At 74.4% G+C, this 13,747-nt stretch carries 15 protein-coding genes; 10 read left to right on the forward strand and 5 right to left on the reverse strand.

Features of this window, described 5'->3' with window-relative positions; all coding sequences use genetic code 11:
- Positions 1-144 precede the first annotated feature (144 nt).
- From ACIQ9P_RS27545 to ACIQ9P_RS27580, 8 genes are read left to right on the forward strand one after another with little or no spacing between them, the layout of a single operon-like run.
- On the forward strand, positions 145-1,761 hold the full coding sequence (locus ACIQ9P_RS27545; protein ID WP_402362052.1) for an ATP-binding protein: 1,617 nt from the start codon (positions 145-147) through the stop codon (positions 1,759-1,761).
- On the forward strand, positions 1,745-2,158 hold the full coding sequence (locus ACIQ9P_RS27550; protein WP_402361585.1) for a roadblock/LC7 domain-containing protein: 414 nt from the start codon (positions 1,745-1,747) through the stop codon (positions 2,156-2,158). Before ACIQ9P_RS27545 ends, ACIQ9P_RS27550 begins: the two co-directional genes overlap by 17 nt.
- Positions 2,155-2,505 (forward strand): DUF742 domain-containing protein, encoded by a 351-nt coding sequence (locus tag ACIQ9P_RS27555; protein WP_402361588.1) that lies wholly within the window; start codon positions 2,155-2,157, stop codon positions 2,503-2,505. The genes ACIQ9P_RS27550 and ACIQ9P_RS27555 overlap by 4 nt, the downstream gene beginning before the upstream one ends.
- The gene (locus ACIQ9P_RS27560) at positions 2,483-3,109 is read left to right on the forward strand and encodes a GTP-binding protein (RefSeq protein WP_402361591.1); all 627 of its coding nucleotides are present in this window, start codon (positions 2,483-2,485) and stop codon (positions 3,107-3,109) included. The genes ACIQ9P_RS27555 and ACIQ9P_RS27560 overlap by 23 nt, the downstream gene beginning before the upstream one ends.
- The gene (locus ACIQ9P_RS27565; protein WP_402361594.1) at positions 3,106-4,743 is read left to right on the forward strand and encodes a cytochrome P450; all 1,638 of its coding nucleotides are present in this window, start codon (positions 3,106-3,108) and stop codon (positions 4,741-4,743) included. The genes ACIQ9P_RS27560 and ACIQ9P_RS27565 overlap by 4 nt, the downstream gene beginning before the upstream one ends.
- Entirely contained in the window at positions 4,707-5,876 is a 1,170-nt protein-coding gene (locus ACIQ9P_RS27570) for a cytochrome P450 (RefSeq protein ID WP_402361597.1), read from the forward strand. Before ACIQ9P_RS27565 ends, ACIQ9P_RS27570 begins: the two co-directional genes overlap by 37 nt.
- Entirely contained in the window at positions 5,873-6,139 is a 267-nt protein-coding gene (locus ACIQ9P_RS27575) for a hypothetical protein (protein WP_402361600.1), read from the forward strand. Before ACIQ9P_RS27570 ends, ACIQ9P_RS27575 begins: the two co-directional genes overlap by 4 nt.
- Complete coding sequence (locus tag ACIQ9P_RS27580; RefSeq protein WP_402361603.1) at positions 6,136-6,414, forward strand: hypothetical protein; 279 nt, start codon at positions 6,136-6,138, stop codon at positions 6,412-6,414. Before ACIQ9P_RS27575 ends, ACIQ9P_RS27580 begins: the two co-directional genes overlap by 4 nt.
- Here ACIQ9P_RS27580 and ACIQ9P_RS27585 read toward each other — a convergent pair.
- Together ACIQ9P_RS27585 and ACIQ9P_RS27590 are read right to left on the reverse strand one after the other, a co-directional pair.
- Entirely contained in the window at positions 6,404-7,231 is an 828-nt protein-coding gene (locus ACIQ9P_RS27585) for an isocitrate lyase/phosphoenolpyruvate mutase family protein (RefSeq protein ID WP_402361606.1), read from the reverse strand. The genes ACIQ9P_RS27580 and ACIQ9P_RS27585 overlap by 11 nt on opposite strands.
- A gap of 13 nt (positions 7,232-7,244) precedes the next feature.
- Positions 7,245-7,748 (reverse strand): carboxymuconolactone decarboxylase family protein, encoded by a 504-nt coding sequence (locus ACIQ9P_RS27590; RefSeq protein ID WP_402361609.1) that lies wholly within the window; start codon positions 7,746-7,748, stop codon positions 7,245-7,247.
- Positions 7,749-8,204: 456 nt separating this feature from the next.
- On the opposite strand from ACIQ9P_RS27590, the gene ACIQ9P_RS27595 reads away from it, so the two are divergent.
- Positions 8,205-9,014 (forward strand): NRDE family protein, encoded by an 810-nt coding sequence (locus ACIQ9P_RS27595; RefSeq protein WP_402361612.1) that lies wholly within the window; start codon positions 8,205-8,207, stop codon positions 9,012-9,014.
- Between the two features lie 91 nt (positions 9,015-9,105).
- Here ACIQ9P_RS27595 and ACIQ9P_RS27600 read toward each other — a convergent pair whose 3' ends face one another.
- Together ACIQ9P_RS27600 and ACIQ9P_RS27605 are read right to left on the reverse strand one after the other, a co-directional pair.
- Positions 9,106-9,606 (reverse strand): hypothetical protein, encoded by a 501-nt coding sequence (locus tag ACIQ9P_RS27600; protein ID WP_402361615.1) that lies wholly within the window; start codon positions 9,604-9,606, stop codon positions 9,106-9,108.
- A gap of 115 nt (positions 9,607-9,721) precedes the next feature.
- Positions 9,722-11,605: a serine/threonine-protein kinase gene (locus ACIQ9P_RS27605; protein WP_402361618.1), complete on the reverse strand. Its 1,884-nt coding sequence runs from the start codon at positions 11,603-11,605 to the stop codon at positions 9,722-9,724.
- 143 nt (positions 11,606-11,748) lie between these two features.
- Between ACIQ9P_RS27605 and ACIQ9P_RS27610 the strand changes: the two genes are divergently transcribed.
- Positions 11,749-12,327, forward strand: coding sequence for a GNAT family N-acetyltransferase (locus ACIQ9P_RS27610; RefSeq protein ID WP_402361621.1), 579 nt, complete (start codon positions 11,749-11,751; stop codon positions 12,325-12,327).
- Between the two features lie 578 nt (positions 12,328-12,905).
- Here the strand turns inward: ACIQ9P_RS27610 and ACIQ9P_RS27615 are convergent.
- Positions 12,906-13,742, reverse strand: a complete 837-nt coding sequence (locus tag ACIQ9P_RS27615; protein ID WP_402361624.1) for an alpha/beta fold hydrolase — start codon at positions 13,740-13,742, stop codon at positions 12,906-12,908.
- Positions 13,743-13,747: the final 5 nt, after the last annotated feature.

The following is a 13,747-nucleotide window of genomic DNA, read 5'->3' on the forward strand; positions in this document are numbered from 1 at the left end:
GGTCGAGTGCCCACGGACAGTCCGATCGCCTCCGAACCAGTGCGGACCGACGCGGTATTGACGTGATATCGATGAGATCCGGTCACCTGGCGAGATCCGGTCGCACCTTCATAGGATCATCGCCCTAGAATTCGCCGCGTGACGATGACTCAGTGGTGCGCAACGGCAACAGGTGTGCTCGCCGCTCTGGCCCTGGTGGCCGCCGCCCGCTACCGCGCCGTCTCCACCACCCAGCGCCGCCGAGTCGCCGGGCAGCAGGACGAGATCACCCGCCTCAAGGAGCGGCTCGCGGCCGAACTCGCCCGCCGCGGCAGCGAACTGGCCGCCGTCCAGCAGGACCAGGAGCTCAACGCCTCCACCCAGCGGGCCTTCCTCAGCGTGGCCCGCCGGATCCTCGTGATGGCGCACGACCAGCAGGCCCTGCTGGACGAGATGGAGCGCACCCACGACGACCCGACCCTGCTGGAGGGCCTGCTCAAGGCCGACCACGCGGCCGCCCAACAAGCCCGCCTCGCCCAGACCCTGGCCGTGCTCTGCGGAGCCCGGGCCGGCCGGCACTGGCCCGAGCCGGTCTCGCTGGAGGACGTCGTGCGCGGCGCCCAGTCGCGCATCCTGCCGTTCCAGCGGGTGATGATCCGCAGCCGGATCGAGACCGCCGTGGTCGGCGCGGCCGCCGAGGCGCTGATCCACGCCGTGGCCGAACTGCTGGACAACGCCACCCGCTACTCCCCGCCCAGCACCCAGGTGTTCGTCACCCTGATGCCGGTGCACAACGGGGCCGTGATCGAGATCGACGACGGCGGGGTCGGGATGCCCGAACTCGCCGTCGAGAAGGCCGCCGACGCCCTGGCCGGCGGGTCCACGCTGGAGGTCTCCCGCCTCGGCGAGGTGCCCCAGCTGGGCCTGGCGGCGGTCGGCCGGCTCGCCGAGCAGTACGGGTTCCGGGTCACCATCGGCTCCACGCCCTCGCCGTACGGCGGGGTTCGGGTCGTGGTGCTGCTGCCGAACGCGCTGCTCACCGAGCCGCTGCCGCCGACCGTGCCGGGCCTGGGCCGGGGCGACGCGGTGTTCGGGGGATCGGCCGCGCCCGGGCGGTCCGGCCCCCGGGGGCGGGCCGTCCCCCCGGCCCGGCCCGACCTGCCCCACCCGACCGCGTTCCCGAACGACCCGGCGGACCGCCCGCACTCACCGCACTCGCCGTTCGAGCCACACGATCCGTACCAGCCGCACCGGCCGCACTCACCGTTCGAGACGCACGAACCGCACGAACCGCACCGGCCGCACGAGGTCCACGAGCCGTACTCCCCGTACCAGCCCTACTCCCCGTACCCGCCGCAGGAGCGGGCTCCGTACGACCTGGACGACCCGGCGCCGTACGACCCCGCGACGGCCACCGGCTACCCGCCCGTGTACCCGCCGGCCGCCGGCTACCCGCCGGTCACCGAGCACCCCGGCCCCACCGGCCACTCCCCCACCGGGGCGCCACCGGCCGGCGGCACCCCGCCGCCGCTGCCCCGCCGGAGCCACCGCCGCGGCCGCGCCGCCACCCGGCACGCCGCCAACGCCGCCCCCACCCCGCCGCCGGCCCCGCCGTACCGCTCGGCGCAGCAGGCCCAGGCGTTCATGTCGATGTTCCAGGCCGGCACCGCCGGCGGCCGCTCGGCCGCCCGGTCCGGCTCGCCGGACCCGTACGACCCTTCCCTTCCCCCTTCCCCCCAGCTTCCCCAGCGCCCCGGAGACTTCCATGACCACCACCCCTGACCTCGGCTGGCTGCTCGCCGACATCGTCAACGTCCCGCGGGTCCGGCACGCCGTCGTGGTGTCCAACGACGGCCTGGAGATCGGGCGCAGCGAGGGCATCGTGCGCGAGGACGCGGAGCGGCTCGCCGCGGCCTGCTCCGGCCTCCAGTCCCTGGCCCGCGGGGTCGCCCAGGGCTTCGGCGGCCCCGGCAGCGCGACCCGGCAGATCGTCATCGAGTACGGCGGCGGCTACCTCTTCATCGTCGCCGCCGGGGCCGGGGCCCATCTGGCGGTGGTCACCGCCGACGACGTGGACGCCGGCCTGGTGGCCTACCAGATGCAGGTCCTGGTCGAGCGGATCGGCACCCATCTCACGAGCCCGCCGCGCGCCGACCTCGCGGCGGGGGGCCAGCGGTGAGCGGCGGTCCGGTCCGCCCCTACGTCATCACCGGCGGCCGCAGCCGACCCACCCGGACCGAGCTGGCGTTCGAGAGCCTGGTCGTCGCGTTACCGGACCGGCCCGAACCCCCCGAGCACACTCCGCTCAACCGTGAGCACCGGCGGATCCTCGACCTCTGCCACAGCCTGCTGTCGGTCGCCGAGGTGGCGGCCCACCTGGGGCTGCCGCTCGGTGTCGTCAAGGTCCTGCTCGGTGACCTCTGGGACCTCGGTGCCGTCCAGGTGCTCCCGCCCGTTCCGCAGGCCGAACGCCTGCCCACCACTCTTCTGGAAGAGGTGCTCGTTGGCCTCCGCCAACTCCGCTGACCCCGTCGCCGGACCTCCCGCCGCACCGCAGTACCTGCCGCCGTCCGTCCAGGGCGCGGTGAAGATCCTCGTCACCGGCCCGTTCGGGGTCGGCAAGACCACCCTGGTCGGCTCGCTGAGCGAGATCGCCCCGCTGCGCACCGAGGAGACCATGACGGCCGCGAGCACCGGTGTGGACGACCTCACCGGGCGCGGCGACAAGACCACCACCACGGTGGCGCTGGACTTCGGCCGGATCACGCTGAACCCCCGGCTCGCGCTGTACCTGTTCGGCACACCCGGCCAGCAGCGGTTCTGGCCGCTCTGGGACGACCTGTCGCGCGGCGCGCTCGGCGCGATCGCCATGGTCGACCTGCGGCGTCCGGACGAGAGCTTCGACGTGCTCGGGCGACTGGAGGAGCAGCAGATCCCGTTCGCGGTCGCCGTCAACACCTTCCCGGACACGCCGAGTTACCCGGAGGAGGAGTTGCGGTCGGCGCTGGACCTGCTGCCCGGGGCGCCGATCCTGTACTGCGACGCCCGGGACCGGCGGGCCGCGTACGACCTGCTGATCGACTTCGTCGACCACCTGTACCGCACCTCCGTCCTGGAGCCGCAGCGATGACCGTTCCCGAACCCGGTACGACGGCGGTCCCGCCGCCCGGGTGCCCCGCGCACGCCGCCGGCGGCGTCCCCCCGGCCGCGGCCCACGGCGGCACCCTGCCCGGCGGGCTGCCGGTCGGGGTGCCGCTCACCCCGCTCTACGGCGCCGCCGTCGCCGACGACCCGCACGGCCTGTACGCCCGGCTGCGCGCCCAGTACGGGCCGGTGGCGCCGATCGAACTGGAGCCAGGGGTCGAGTCCTGGCTCGTCCTCGGCTACCCCGAGCTGCTCGAACTCACCCGCAACGAGGCGCTGTTCTCCAAGGACTCGCGCCGCTGGCGGGTACCCGCCGAGGGCCGGCTGGCCGCCGACTCGCGGCTCCAGCCGATGACCTCCTGGCGCCCCACCCTGCTCAACCTGGACGGCGCCGAGCACCAGCGGCTGCGCGCCGCCGTCGCCGACACCCTCGCCCGGGTCGACCACCGGCAGTTGCGCGGGACCACCGAGACCGCCGCCGACGCGCTGATCGACAGCTGGGGCCCCGACGGCACCGCCGACCTGGTCGCCCAGTACGCGCGCCGGCTGCCGCTGCTGGTCTTCACCCAGCTGCTCGGCCTGCCCGACGAGGCGGGCGCGCACCTCATCCGGCTGATCAGCCACATCGCCGACAGCGGGGCCGAATCGGTGCGCGCCAACCAGGAGTTCCAGGCCCTCCTGGTCGACCTGGTGCAGCGGCGCCGGGCCGAGCCCGGCGCCGACCTCACCTCCTGGCTGCTGGCCCACCCGGCCGGGCTGACCGACGAGGAGGCGGTGCACCACCTGGTGGTGATGATGGTCGCCGGCAACGAGACCACCATCTGCTGGACCGGCAACACCCTGCGGCTGCTGCTCACCGACCGGCGCTTCCGGGCCACCCTCACCGGCGGCCGGCTGACCGTCGCCGACGCGCTGGAGGAGGTGCTCTGGCGCGATCCGCCGACGCAGAACTTCCCCGGCCGGTGGGCCACTTCGGACACCGTGCTGGGCGGCCAGTTCATCGCCCGCGGCGACATGCTCGTGCTCGGCCTGGCCGCCGCCAACGCCGACCCGGCCGCCCAGGGTCCCGGCGCCCTCGGGCACGCGTCGATCGGAGGCAACCGGGCCCACCTGGCCTGGGGCGCGGGCAAGCACGTCTGCCCGGCCCAGCACCCGGCCCGGATCATCGTCGAGACCGCCGTCGAGACCCTGCTGCACCGCCTGCCGGACCTCCAACTCGCCGTTCCCCCGCACGAACTGGCCTGGCGCCCGTCGCCCTGGTCGCGTGCCCTGATCAGCCTGCCGGTGCTCTACAGCGCCTTCACCCCGCCCCGACCGCCAGCTCCCGAGAGGCCCTCCGCATGGACACCGCCGCAGGTACCGCAGCACCCTCAGAACCCTCGGACGCCGCACGGGCCGTCGGAGCCGACGGGGGGAACGGCGGGGGCGGTACCGACGGGGGCGGTGCCGACAGGGGTGGCGCCGACAGGGGTGGCGCCGACAGGGGTGGGCCCGTCGTCCTCGAACCCGTCGTCCTCGACCCCTTCGGACGCGACCAGCACCGGGAGAACGCCCGGCTCCGGGGAGCCGGCCCGGCGGTCCTGGTGGAGCTCCCTGGCGGGGTGGTGGTCTGGGCGATAACCCACCACGACACCCTCCAGGAACTCCTCGCCGACCCGCGCGTCGGCAAGGACCCCCGGCTGTGGACGGCGTTCCGGGAGGGCCGACTGCCCGAGGGCTGGCCGCTGATCAACTTCGTCACCGTCCCCGGCATGATCACCGTCGACGGGGACGACCACCGACGGCTGCGCGGACTCGTCACCCAGGCGTTCACCCCGCGCCGGGTGGCCGCCCTGCACCCCGCCGTCGAGGCCAGGACCACCGCGCTGCTCGACCGGATCGGCGAGCTGGACGGCGCGTTCGACCTGCGCGAGCACTTCGCCTACCCGCTGCCGATGCAGGTGATCGGCGAACTGCTCGGCCTGCCGCCCAAGCAGCAGGACGAGCTGCACGAGCTGTCCGACACCCTGGTCTCCAGCTCCGCCACCCCCGGGGCCGCCCTCGCCGCACAGCAGTCACTGTTCGCGCTGCTCGCCTCGGTGGTCGCCGCCAAGCGGGCCGAACCGGGTGACGACCTCACCACCGACCTCATCGCCGCCCGCGCGGAGGACGACCGGCTGGGCGAGCCGGAACTCGTCGGCACCCTGCTGCTGATGCTGGTGGCCGGGCACGAGACCACGCTCAACCTGATCACCAACGCGGTGCGCGCCCTGCTCGCCCACCCCGAGCAGCTGCGGACGGTGCTGGACGGCACGGTGCCGTGGTCCGCCGTGGTCGAGGAGACGCTGCGGTACGACTCGCCGGTCGGGCAGTTCCCGCTCCGCTACGCCACCGAGGACATCCGGGTCGGTGACGTGGTGATCCCGCGCGGCGAGGCGATGCTCGCCTCGTACGCGGCCGCCGGACGGGACGGGGACCACTACCCCGACGCCGACCGCTTCGACCTCGGCCGGCAGCCGAACCGCCACCTCTCCTTCGGACACGGCCCGCACTTCTGCCTGGGCTCGGGGCTGGCCCGGCTGGAGGCGGAGACGGCGCTGCGGTTCCTCTTCGAGCGCTACCCCGGTCTCGCGCTCGCGGACGGGCCGGATCCGGAGCCGATCGCCTCGTTCGTCAGCAACAGCGTGCGCACGCTGCGGGTCACGGTCCGACCCGCCGGATCCAGCGCGGGCAGCGGTGACCTCGGGGCGGCCGGGTCGTTGGGGGGTTCATGAAGAAACTCGCCACCCTGGCCGCCCTCACCGTGGCCGGTCTCGCCGCCGCCGTGCCCTCCGCGTCCGCCGCCACCTCGACCGCGGCCTCCCCGGACGCGCTCGGCGGCCTGTCCAACGGCATGACCCTCTCCCCCGCCGACCTCGTCCTGCACGAGGCGAAGGACCTGCCGGTGGTCGGCGGCACGGCGACCGAGATCGAGGCCATCGGCACCAACCAGATGACCCACCCGGGCCTCAGTGGCGAGATCGGGCACGGCCTGTGAGCGGCGTGCGGCGGCCCGGCGCGCTGCTGCTGGCGGCGCTGGCGCTGGCCGCCGCGCCGACCGCCGCGTTCGCCGAGGGCGGGGAGGGCTCCTCGGACACGGGCGGCGGCACGGCGACCGGGCCGGACTTCGCGTCCGCCGCGGCCTGTCTGCAGGAGTTCGCGACCGTCCCGGCGCTCGGCAGCCACGGCGCCGGGCCCACCACCTGCTCCGACGGAAACGTCGTCAACCACGCCGTGGGCGCGCTCGGCACGCTCGGCGCGCTCACCCCGTGACGAACAGCCCCTGCAGGTCCCGGTAGTCGAGCCCGCCGTCGAGCGCGGAGTACGTTCCGTCCCCGTACACCTCCTCGGCGGCGCGGCGCACCGCCGCGTACGCCGCCTTCGCCGGACCGGGGCCCAGGCTGATCCGGGCCACACCCAGCGCCGCCAGCTCGGGCACCGACGGCGAGCCCGGGCCGACGAGCACGTTGAGCGGCGCCGGGACGGCCGCGACCAGGGCCGCGATCACCGCCGGATCGGACACCCCAGGGGCGAACACACCGTCCGCGCCCGCCTCGACGTAGGCCCGCAGCCGGGCCACCGCCTCCTCCAGCAGCGCGTCCCGGTCGGCGGCGTTCCCGGCGTGCAGGAACACATCGGTGCGGCCGTTGACGAACAGCGGCACCCCGGCCGCGTCCGCCGCCGCCCGGGCCGCCGCGATCCGCTCGGCCGCCTCGGCGACCGGCCGGCCCCCGTCCTCCAGGTTGACGCCGACCGCGCCGGTGGCGAGCAGTGCCCCGACCGTCCCGCCGACACCGGCCGCGGTCGCGGCGAAGCCCCGCTCCAGGTCCGCCGTGACCGGCAACGGGCCGGCCGCGCGGACGATCAGCTCCGTCCGGGCCAGCACCAGCGAGCGGTCGGCGCCCTCGCCGTCGGCGCTGCCGAGCGCCCAGCTGACGCTCGCGCTGGCCGTGGCGAGGGCTTTCGCCCCGGCCACCGCGACCAGCCGGGCGCTCGTCGCGTCCCAGACGTTGGCGAGCACCAACGGCTCGCCCGGGCGGTGGAGTTCACGCAGGACGCGGGCCTTCTCCCGCTGCTCGACCGTCGTCATCGTGGCCGCCCCGCTACTTCGCGGCCGGGCTGAGCCGGGTGCCGACGCCGATCCGGTTCCAGGCGTTGATGGTGATGATCAGCGCGATCAGCTGGGCCAGCTCGGCCTCCTCGAAGTGCGCGGCCGCCTCGTTGTAGACGGCGTCCGGCACATGGCCCTGGGTGAGCAGGGTGAAGGACTCGGTCAGCGCCAGGGCGGCGCGCTCCTTGGCGGTGAACCACGGGGTCTCGCGCCAGGCCGGGAGGGAGAGCAGGCGGTGGTTCTGCTCGCCGTTGCCGAGGGCGTCGGTGCTGTGCATGTCGATGCAGAAGGCGCAGCCGTTGATCATCGAGGCGTGCACCTTGACCAGCTCGGCGAGGACCGGGTCGACGCCCTGGCGGGCCCGGCGGTCCAGGCCGAGCATCGCCTTGTAGAAGTCGGGGGCCAGATCGGGGAGCGAAATGCGCTGGGCGGGCGCGGGAACCGGGGCGTCGGCGGGGGCGGCGGGCGTGACGGGCGTGTTGTTCGTGGTCGTCATGACGCTCAGCCTAGGGGCGCGGTGGCCTGGCACTCCGGTACGTTCGGGCGCGGAAATCGTGGGCCACTCCAGTGGCGGGCAGGCGACCGCTGCGGCCCGCCCTGCACTCTGCACCTGCCTCGCTTATTCTCTCCTGGCATTTTGCAAAGTGTGACTTTGCAAAATGCCAGGAGGGGCGGAAGCGGGGCGGACCAAGGGGATCCGTGGATCCGTACCTTTCGCGCATTTTGCAAAGTCACACTTTGCAAAATGCGCGAAAGGTGAGGTGGACACCGGGCGGGTGCTCCGGGCGGCGCGGGGGCATGGAGGGCATGGAGGGCGTCGGGGATGCCCCGGGGCCCCGACGACCGGACCACCCGGATGCCCCAGCGACCCACCCCCTCCCCGTTGGCGAACAGGCGTGCGAGGATCGCGGGGAGGGCGAGGTCTGGGGGACAGGACGTGTGTACGGCGTTCGTGAGCATCGAGCCGTCGGCGGCGGTGCCGGTACTGCTGCTGTCGGTGCGGGACGAGTACGCCGGACGGCGCTGGTCCCCGCCCGGCCACCACTGGCCGGCACAGCCCTCGGCGGTCGGCGGACTGGACCTGGTCGCCGGCGGTACCTGGCTCGCGGTGGAGCCGGGCGACGGCGCGGGTCCGGGCGGCTCCAAGGGCTCCGGACCGGTCGCGGCCTGCCTGCTGAACGGCTTCGGCACCTCGGCGCCGGAGGCCGCCCGGCTCTCGCGCGGTGAACTGCCGCTGCTCGCCGTCCGTGGCGGCCGGGTCGACACCCTCGACCTCGACCGCTACGACCCGTTCCACCTGGTCGTCGTCCGGCCCGACGGGGCCCGGGTGCTGAGCTGGGGCGGCGGGGCCGACGGCCGGCTCGTCGAACTGGACCTGCCGAACGGGCTGAGCGTGGTCCTCAACGACGGACCGGAGGGTCTGGCCGAGAACCGCACCGCCTCCGAGCGGATCCGCGCCCTGATGGCCGCCCGCGCCCACCACTTCCGGGCCCGGTTCGAGGCCGAGCCCCGCCCGCTGCCGCTGCCCGACGGCCGGGACACCGAGCGGGCCTGGGGCGACTGGCTGCCGCTCGCCGCCGGGGACGGACTGCCCCTGGACGCGTCCGCCGCCCTGGTCCAGCGGCGCGAGTTCGGGGACGGCCGGATCTGGGGCTCCTCCTCGGTCTCCCTGCTCGCCCTCGGACCGGCGGGCGTCCGCTACGACTTCGCCCCGGCCCCGGTGGGACCGGGCGGCGAGGACTGGCGGCGGGTGGAGCTGTGAGCGACGCGCGGACCGGTAGGGGGCGGACGGTGCCGGGCGAACGGCGGGCGCCGAGTGGCATTGACAGCCGCTCGACGCCGTTCGCCGCCACTCACACCTCGGTGCGGGCCTCGCGCCAGCGCTTCGCGACCACGTCGCTGACGTAGTACACGAACTCGCTGCCCCGACCCTCGCCCGCGGGCACCTCGGTCCACCACATCGGCCAGAACTCCCGCTCGTAGTGGGCCTTCAGGACGCGGGTGAAGCCGGAGAGCGCGCCCCGCAGTCGGGTACGGTCCAGCTTCAGCGCCTCGGCCAGGTCGCCGTAGCCCACCCTGGTGCCGGGTCGCTCCGCGAGGATGTCGAGGATGGCCACGACCACCTGGACGGAGTCGCGGCGGTCACTGATCAGCGTGCGGAGGTCCTCGACGGTCCATTCGTCGCGGCGGCGCTGCTGCTCGCCCTGCGGCAACCTGAGGACAGGGTCCACGGCAGCCGCACCGGCACTCTGGCCTGCGATGACGCCGCTGCGCTCGGCGATGAAGGCGTACACGGCCGGGACGAGATGGGCCGGCACCGGCACCGAGACGTACTCGGGGTTCTCCTGGGACATGACTGGGCTCCTCCCCTGCTGCGGCCGACCCCTGCGGTCGGCCGCAGCACGATCCTGGCACATCGTCAGCACCTGCGTCCACCCCTTAACGGCTCCTAATAGCTCTTAGCAGCCACTAGGGGATCCGGAACTCCTGGGACTTGTTGCCGGGGGTGCAGGTGGTCATGGTGAGTGGGGCGCCGACGCCGTTGTCGGTCAGGCAGTTCTGGCCCATGTAGTCCTTCAGGTAGAAGGCCCCCGGGGTGGTCGCGGCCGTGACCGTCCAGTTGGTGAGGAAGCTGAAGCCGTTGGACAGCGTCACCCGGCCGTCCATCTCCTGCACCAGCACGGGAGCGCTCAACTTGCAGGCGTTGAACTGGTGCCAACTGCTGGGGACGGTGTGCACCCAGCCGTAGGCGGTCGCACCGCCCATGACCACGGCCTGGCCACCGGCGAGACCGTCCTGCGAGAGGCCCATCCGGAGGCCGTCGCCGACATTGGTGATGTAGCCCCAGTTGGTGCCGCCACAACCGCTCGCCGGGGCGGCACCGGGGGCGGTGGCCGCCGGGGGCGCCGTGGCCTGGGGCGCGGTCGCCCCGGTGGCGGACGGGGCCGGCTGTTGGACCTGGGCGGGCGACTGCTGGGGCGGCTGCGGAGCGTTCGGGGCCGCGGACGGAGACCCGCCCGGCCGCGACGCGGCGGCCGACGGCAGGGTGGTGGACGCGGTCGGCGACAGGGCCGCAGACGGTGTCGTGGGCTTCGCGGTCGCGGCGGACGGGGTGCCGGACGGAGCCGCGGGCGCGGTCGTGGGCGGGGTCGTGGGTGGGGTCTGGACCGCGGACGGGCCCGAGGGCAGGACCCCGGACGGCGACGCGCCCGCCGGCCAGGCGGTCAGGGTCACCGTGACCCCCGGCGGCGAACTCGGCTCCTGGGCCTGCGAGGTGAACGGCGCCCGGTCGACCAGCAGCACGGTGGCCGTGCCGACCGAGATCACGATCGGCAGCACCACCGGCACCAGGAAGCCCCGCCGGCGGGACCGCCCGGCCGGTTCGGTGGCGGCGACCACGGGTCGGGCGGCAGCGGCGGGCTCCTCGGCGGGGGCCTCCGCAGCGGCGGGCCGCGCGGCGGTGGGCTTCACGGCCGCGGGTTTCACGGCGGCGGGCGCCGGGAGCACCGGCGGCCGTTCGCCGTCCGCCGCCGCCCGGGCCGCGGCCGCCATCGCGGCGGCGTCGGCGAACCGCTCGCCCGGGTCCTTCGCCAACGCCGTCGCGACGAACGCGCGCACCGCCGGCGGGATGTCCCCCGGCAGCTCGGGCGCGGGCTCGCGCAGGTGCTTGAGCGCCACCTCCAGCATCCCCCCGCCGGTGAACGGCGGTCTGCCGACCAGAAGTTCGTAGCAGACCACGCCGATGGCGTAGAGATCGACGGCCGGGGTGAGCGCCTTTCCCTCGGCCTGCTCCGGGGCCATGTAGAGCGCGGTGCCGATCACCGCGTGCGAGGCCGTGAGCCTGGTCCCGGCCATGGACCTGGCGATGCCGAAGTCGGTGACCGTCACCCGGCCGTCGGCCCGGAGCATGAGGTTGGACGGCTTGACGTCACGGTGCACGACCCCGCGCCGGTGGGCGGCGTGCAGGGCGTCCAGTGCCTCGGCGAGCAGACCGAGCGCCCGGGCGGGCGGGAAGGCGCCGTCAGCCGCCAGGACCCGGTCCAGCGGACGGCCGTCGATCAACTCCATCACCAGGTAGGCGTGCCGGTCGCTGTCGTCGTCCGGCGGCTCCTCCTCGCCGTAGTCGTGCACATCGACGATGCCGGGGTGGTCCAGCACGGCGAGCAGGCGCGCCTCGCGGCGGAAACGTTCGGCGAAGGTCACGTCCGCCAGCAGCGCCGGGTGGAGGATCTTCACCGCCACCGAACGCCCGAGCACCGCGTCCTCGGCCCGCCAGACCGCACCCATCCCACCGCCGCCGATGCGCTCGGTCAGCGTGTAGCGCCCGCCGAGCACCGTCCCCCGACCGCTCATCCCCGCCCCCGTGTCCTACTCGAACGAACTGTCCGTCGGCCGCCCAGTCTGCCACGCGTCCATCGGCCGACGGCACCCCCATCGGCCGCCGGTCACAAGGCTGTTGACCAGGCGTCGGACCGCCCTGCGGATACGATCACCCGATGAACGACACCGTGCTCCTGCGCATCGACGCCACCTCGTCCGCCCCCGCCCTGCTGCTCCGGCCCTGGCGGCGTGAGGACGCGTCCGCGCTGGTCGAGGCGTACCGGGACCCGGTGCTGCGCCGCTGGACGAGCTCGGTCGTCGACGACGAGGCCGACGCGCTGCGCTGGGTCGACACACAGCAGGCGGCCTGGGCGGCCGGCCACCGGCTCGCCTTCGCCGTCCTGGAGGCCGGGCCCGGTGCGGTGCCGGGGCCGCTGGTGGGCAACCTCGTGGTCAAGCGGGTCTCGCCCGGCGAACCGGTCGCCGAAGTCGGTTATTGGACGGCTGCCCAAGCCCGCGGCCGGGGCGTGGCCCCGCGCGCGCTGGAAGCGCTCACCGCCTGGGCCTTCGACACCCTGGGCCCGGGCGGACTCCAGCGGCTCGAACTGCTGCACCAGGAGGACAACACCGCTTCCTGCCGGGTCGCCGAGAAGAGCGGGTACCGCCTCGACCGGATCGTGCCGGCCACCCCGCCCGAGTACCCGCTCGCCGGCCACCTCCACACCCGGCTGCACCCGGCCCCCGAACAGTTGTGACAGCGCCAACCGCCGCCCGGCTCCGACCGCCTGGGAAGTCGGCGGGCACGACTTCCCACGCCACCCCGCACCTCCCCCGCCCGAGACGGGACAACGAACGCCCGCCGCGCGGGAAGTCGACGACACCGACTTCCCGCGCCAGTCCGCCGAGGGCAAGCAAAGAAGAAACCTTTCTTCACGCCTCGGGCGAGCCATAACGAGCCCAGCACCCCACCACCAGCCGCACAGGAAGTCGGCGGCCACGACTTCACACGCGGGACGCTGACGCCGCACAACACAGAGTCGGAATCGCTTCTGCCACACTCCCGAAGGGCGGGATCGCCAGCGGCGCGAGAAGTCGGCGGGCACGACTTCCCACGCCGCTCCACACCTCCCCCACCCAAGACGCGACAACGAACCCCCGCCGCGCGGGAAGTCGACGACACCGACTTCCCGCGCCAGTCCGCCGAGAACAAGCAAAGAAGAAACCTTTCTTCACGCCTCGGGCGAGCCATGACCAGCCCAGCACCCCACCACCAGCCGCACAGGAAGTCGGCGGCCACGACTTCCCACGCGGGGGATGCCGTCGGTGGGAACGCCTACCGTCGGGCGAAGCCGTCGACCAGTTCCGCCAGGGCCTCCGGGCGTTCGAGGTGCAGGTCGTGGGTGGTGCCGGGGACGCTCAGCAGGACGGCGTCGGGGCGGTCGCGGTGCATCCGGTCGAGCTGCTCGGCGTCGATGATGGTGGACCGGGCGAGGACGACCAGGGTGGGGCAGGTGATCCGGTTCCACTCCGGCCACCGGGCGCGGTGGGTGTTGTCGGCCAGGGACGCGACCATGACGTCCGGGTCGAAGCGCGGGTACCAGCCGTCGGCCCGCCGTTCGAGGCCGCCCGCCCAGCCCTCGCCGACCGGACCGCCGCCCAGGAATTCGACCGCGTCCGCCCGGTCGGCGAACGGGGTGGGCCAGGAGTCGAACCACTCGGCGATCCCGGCCACGGTCCCGGCCTCCCCGGCCGCCGGTCCGGCCTCGACCATCACCAGGCGCTCGACGAGCTCCGGGTGGGCGGCCGCGACCAACATCGCGGCGTGCCCTCCGTAGGACTGGCCCAGCAGGGTCACCGGTCCGGGGGCCAGCCGGTCGATCACGGCGACGACGTCGGCGACATGGGCGGCCCGGGAGACGTCGGCGGGCCGGCGGGTGCTCGCTCCGTGGCCGCGCTGGTCGACGGTGATCACGCGGAAGCGCGGGGCGAGCCGACGCGCCACGGCGTCCCACTCGCCCCCGTACCCGGCCAGTCCGTGCAGCAGGAGCAGCGGCGGGCCGTCGCCGCCCCGGTCGTGGCAGACGAGGGTGACGTCCTCGCGCTCCACGACGCGTTCGGTCGGCGCCGCTGGGGTCGGCGCCGCACGGGTCATCTCTGCTCGGGTCGTCACTGCTC

This window comes from Kitasatospora sp. NPDC094019 (genome assembly GCF_044764505.1).
Classification (GTDB): Bacteria; Actinomycetota; Actinomycetes; order Streptomycetales; family Streptomycetaceae; genus Kitasatospora.

What these genes read in the sequence shown, in the direction of transcription:
- ACIQ9P_RS27590 (WP_402361609.1), bottom strand. Translation starts at nt 7,748, where the DNA reads ATGACGACCACGAACAACACGCCCGTCACGCCCGCCGCCCCCGCCGAC.
- ACIQ9P_RS27605 (WP_402361618.1), bottom strand. Translation starts at nt 11,605, where the DNA reads ATGAGCGGTCGGGGGACGGTGCTCGGCGGGCGCTACACGCTGACCGAG.
- ACIQ9P_RS27600 (WP_402361615.1), bottom strand. Translation starts at nt 9,606, where the DNA reads ATGTCCCAGGAGAACCCCGAGTACGTCTCGGTGCCGGTGCCGGCCCAT.
- ACIQ9P_RS27610 (WP_402361621.1), top strand. Translation starts at nt 11,749, where the DNA reads ATGAACGACACCGTGCTCCTGCGCATCGACGCCACCTCGTCCGCCCCC.
- ACIQ9P_RS27575 (WP_402361600.1), top strand. Translation starts at nt 5,873, where the DNA reads ATGAAGAAACTCGCCACCCTGGCCGCCCTCACCGTGGCCGGTCTCGCC.
- ACIQ9P_RS27545 (WP_402362052.1), top strand. Translation starts at nt 145, where the DNA reads ATGACTCAGTGGTGCGCAACGGCAACAGGTGTGCTCGCCGCTCTGGCC.
- ACIQ9P_RS27585 (WP_402361606.1), bottom strand. Translation starts at nt 7,231, where the DNA reads ATGACGACGGTCGAGCAGCGGGAGAAGGCCCGCGTCCTGCGTGAACTC.
- ACIQ9P_RS27550 (WP_402361585.1), top strand. Translation starts at nt 1,745, where the DNA reads ATGACCACCACCCCTGACCTCGGCTGGCTGCTCGCCGACATCGTCAAC.
- ACIQ9P_RS27565 (WP_402361594.1), top strand. Translation starts at nt 3,106, where the DNA reads ATGACCGTTCCCGAACCCGGTACGACGGCGGTCCCGCCGCCCGGGTGC.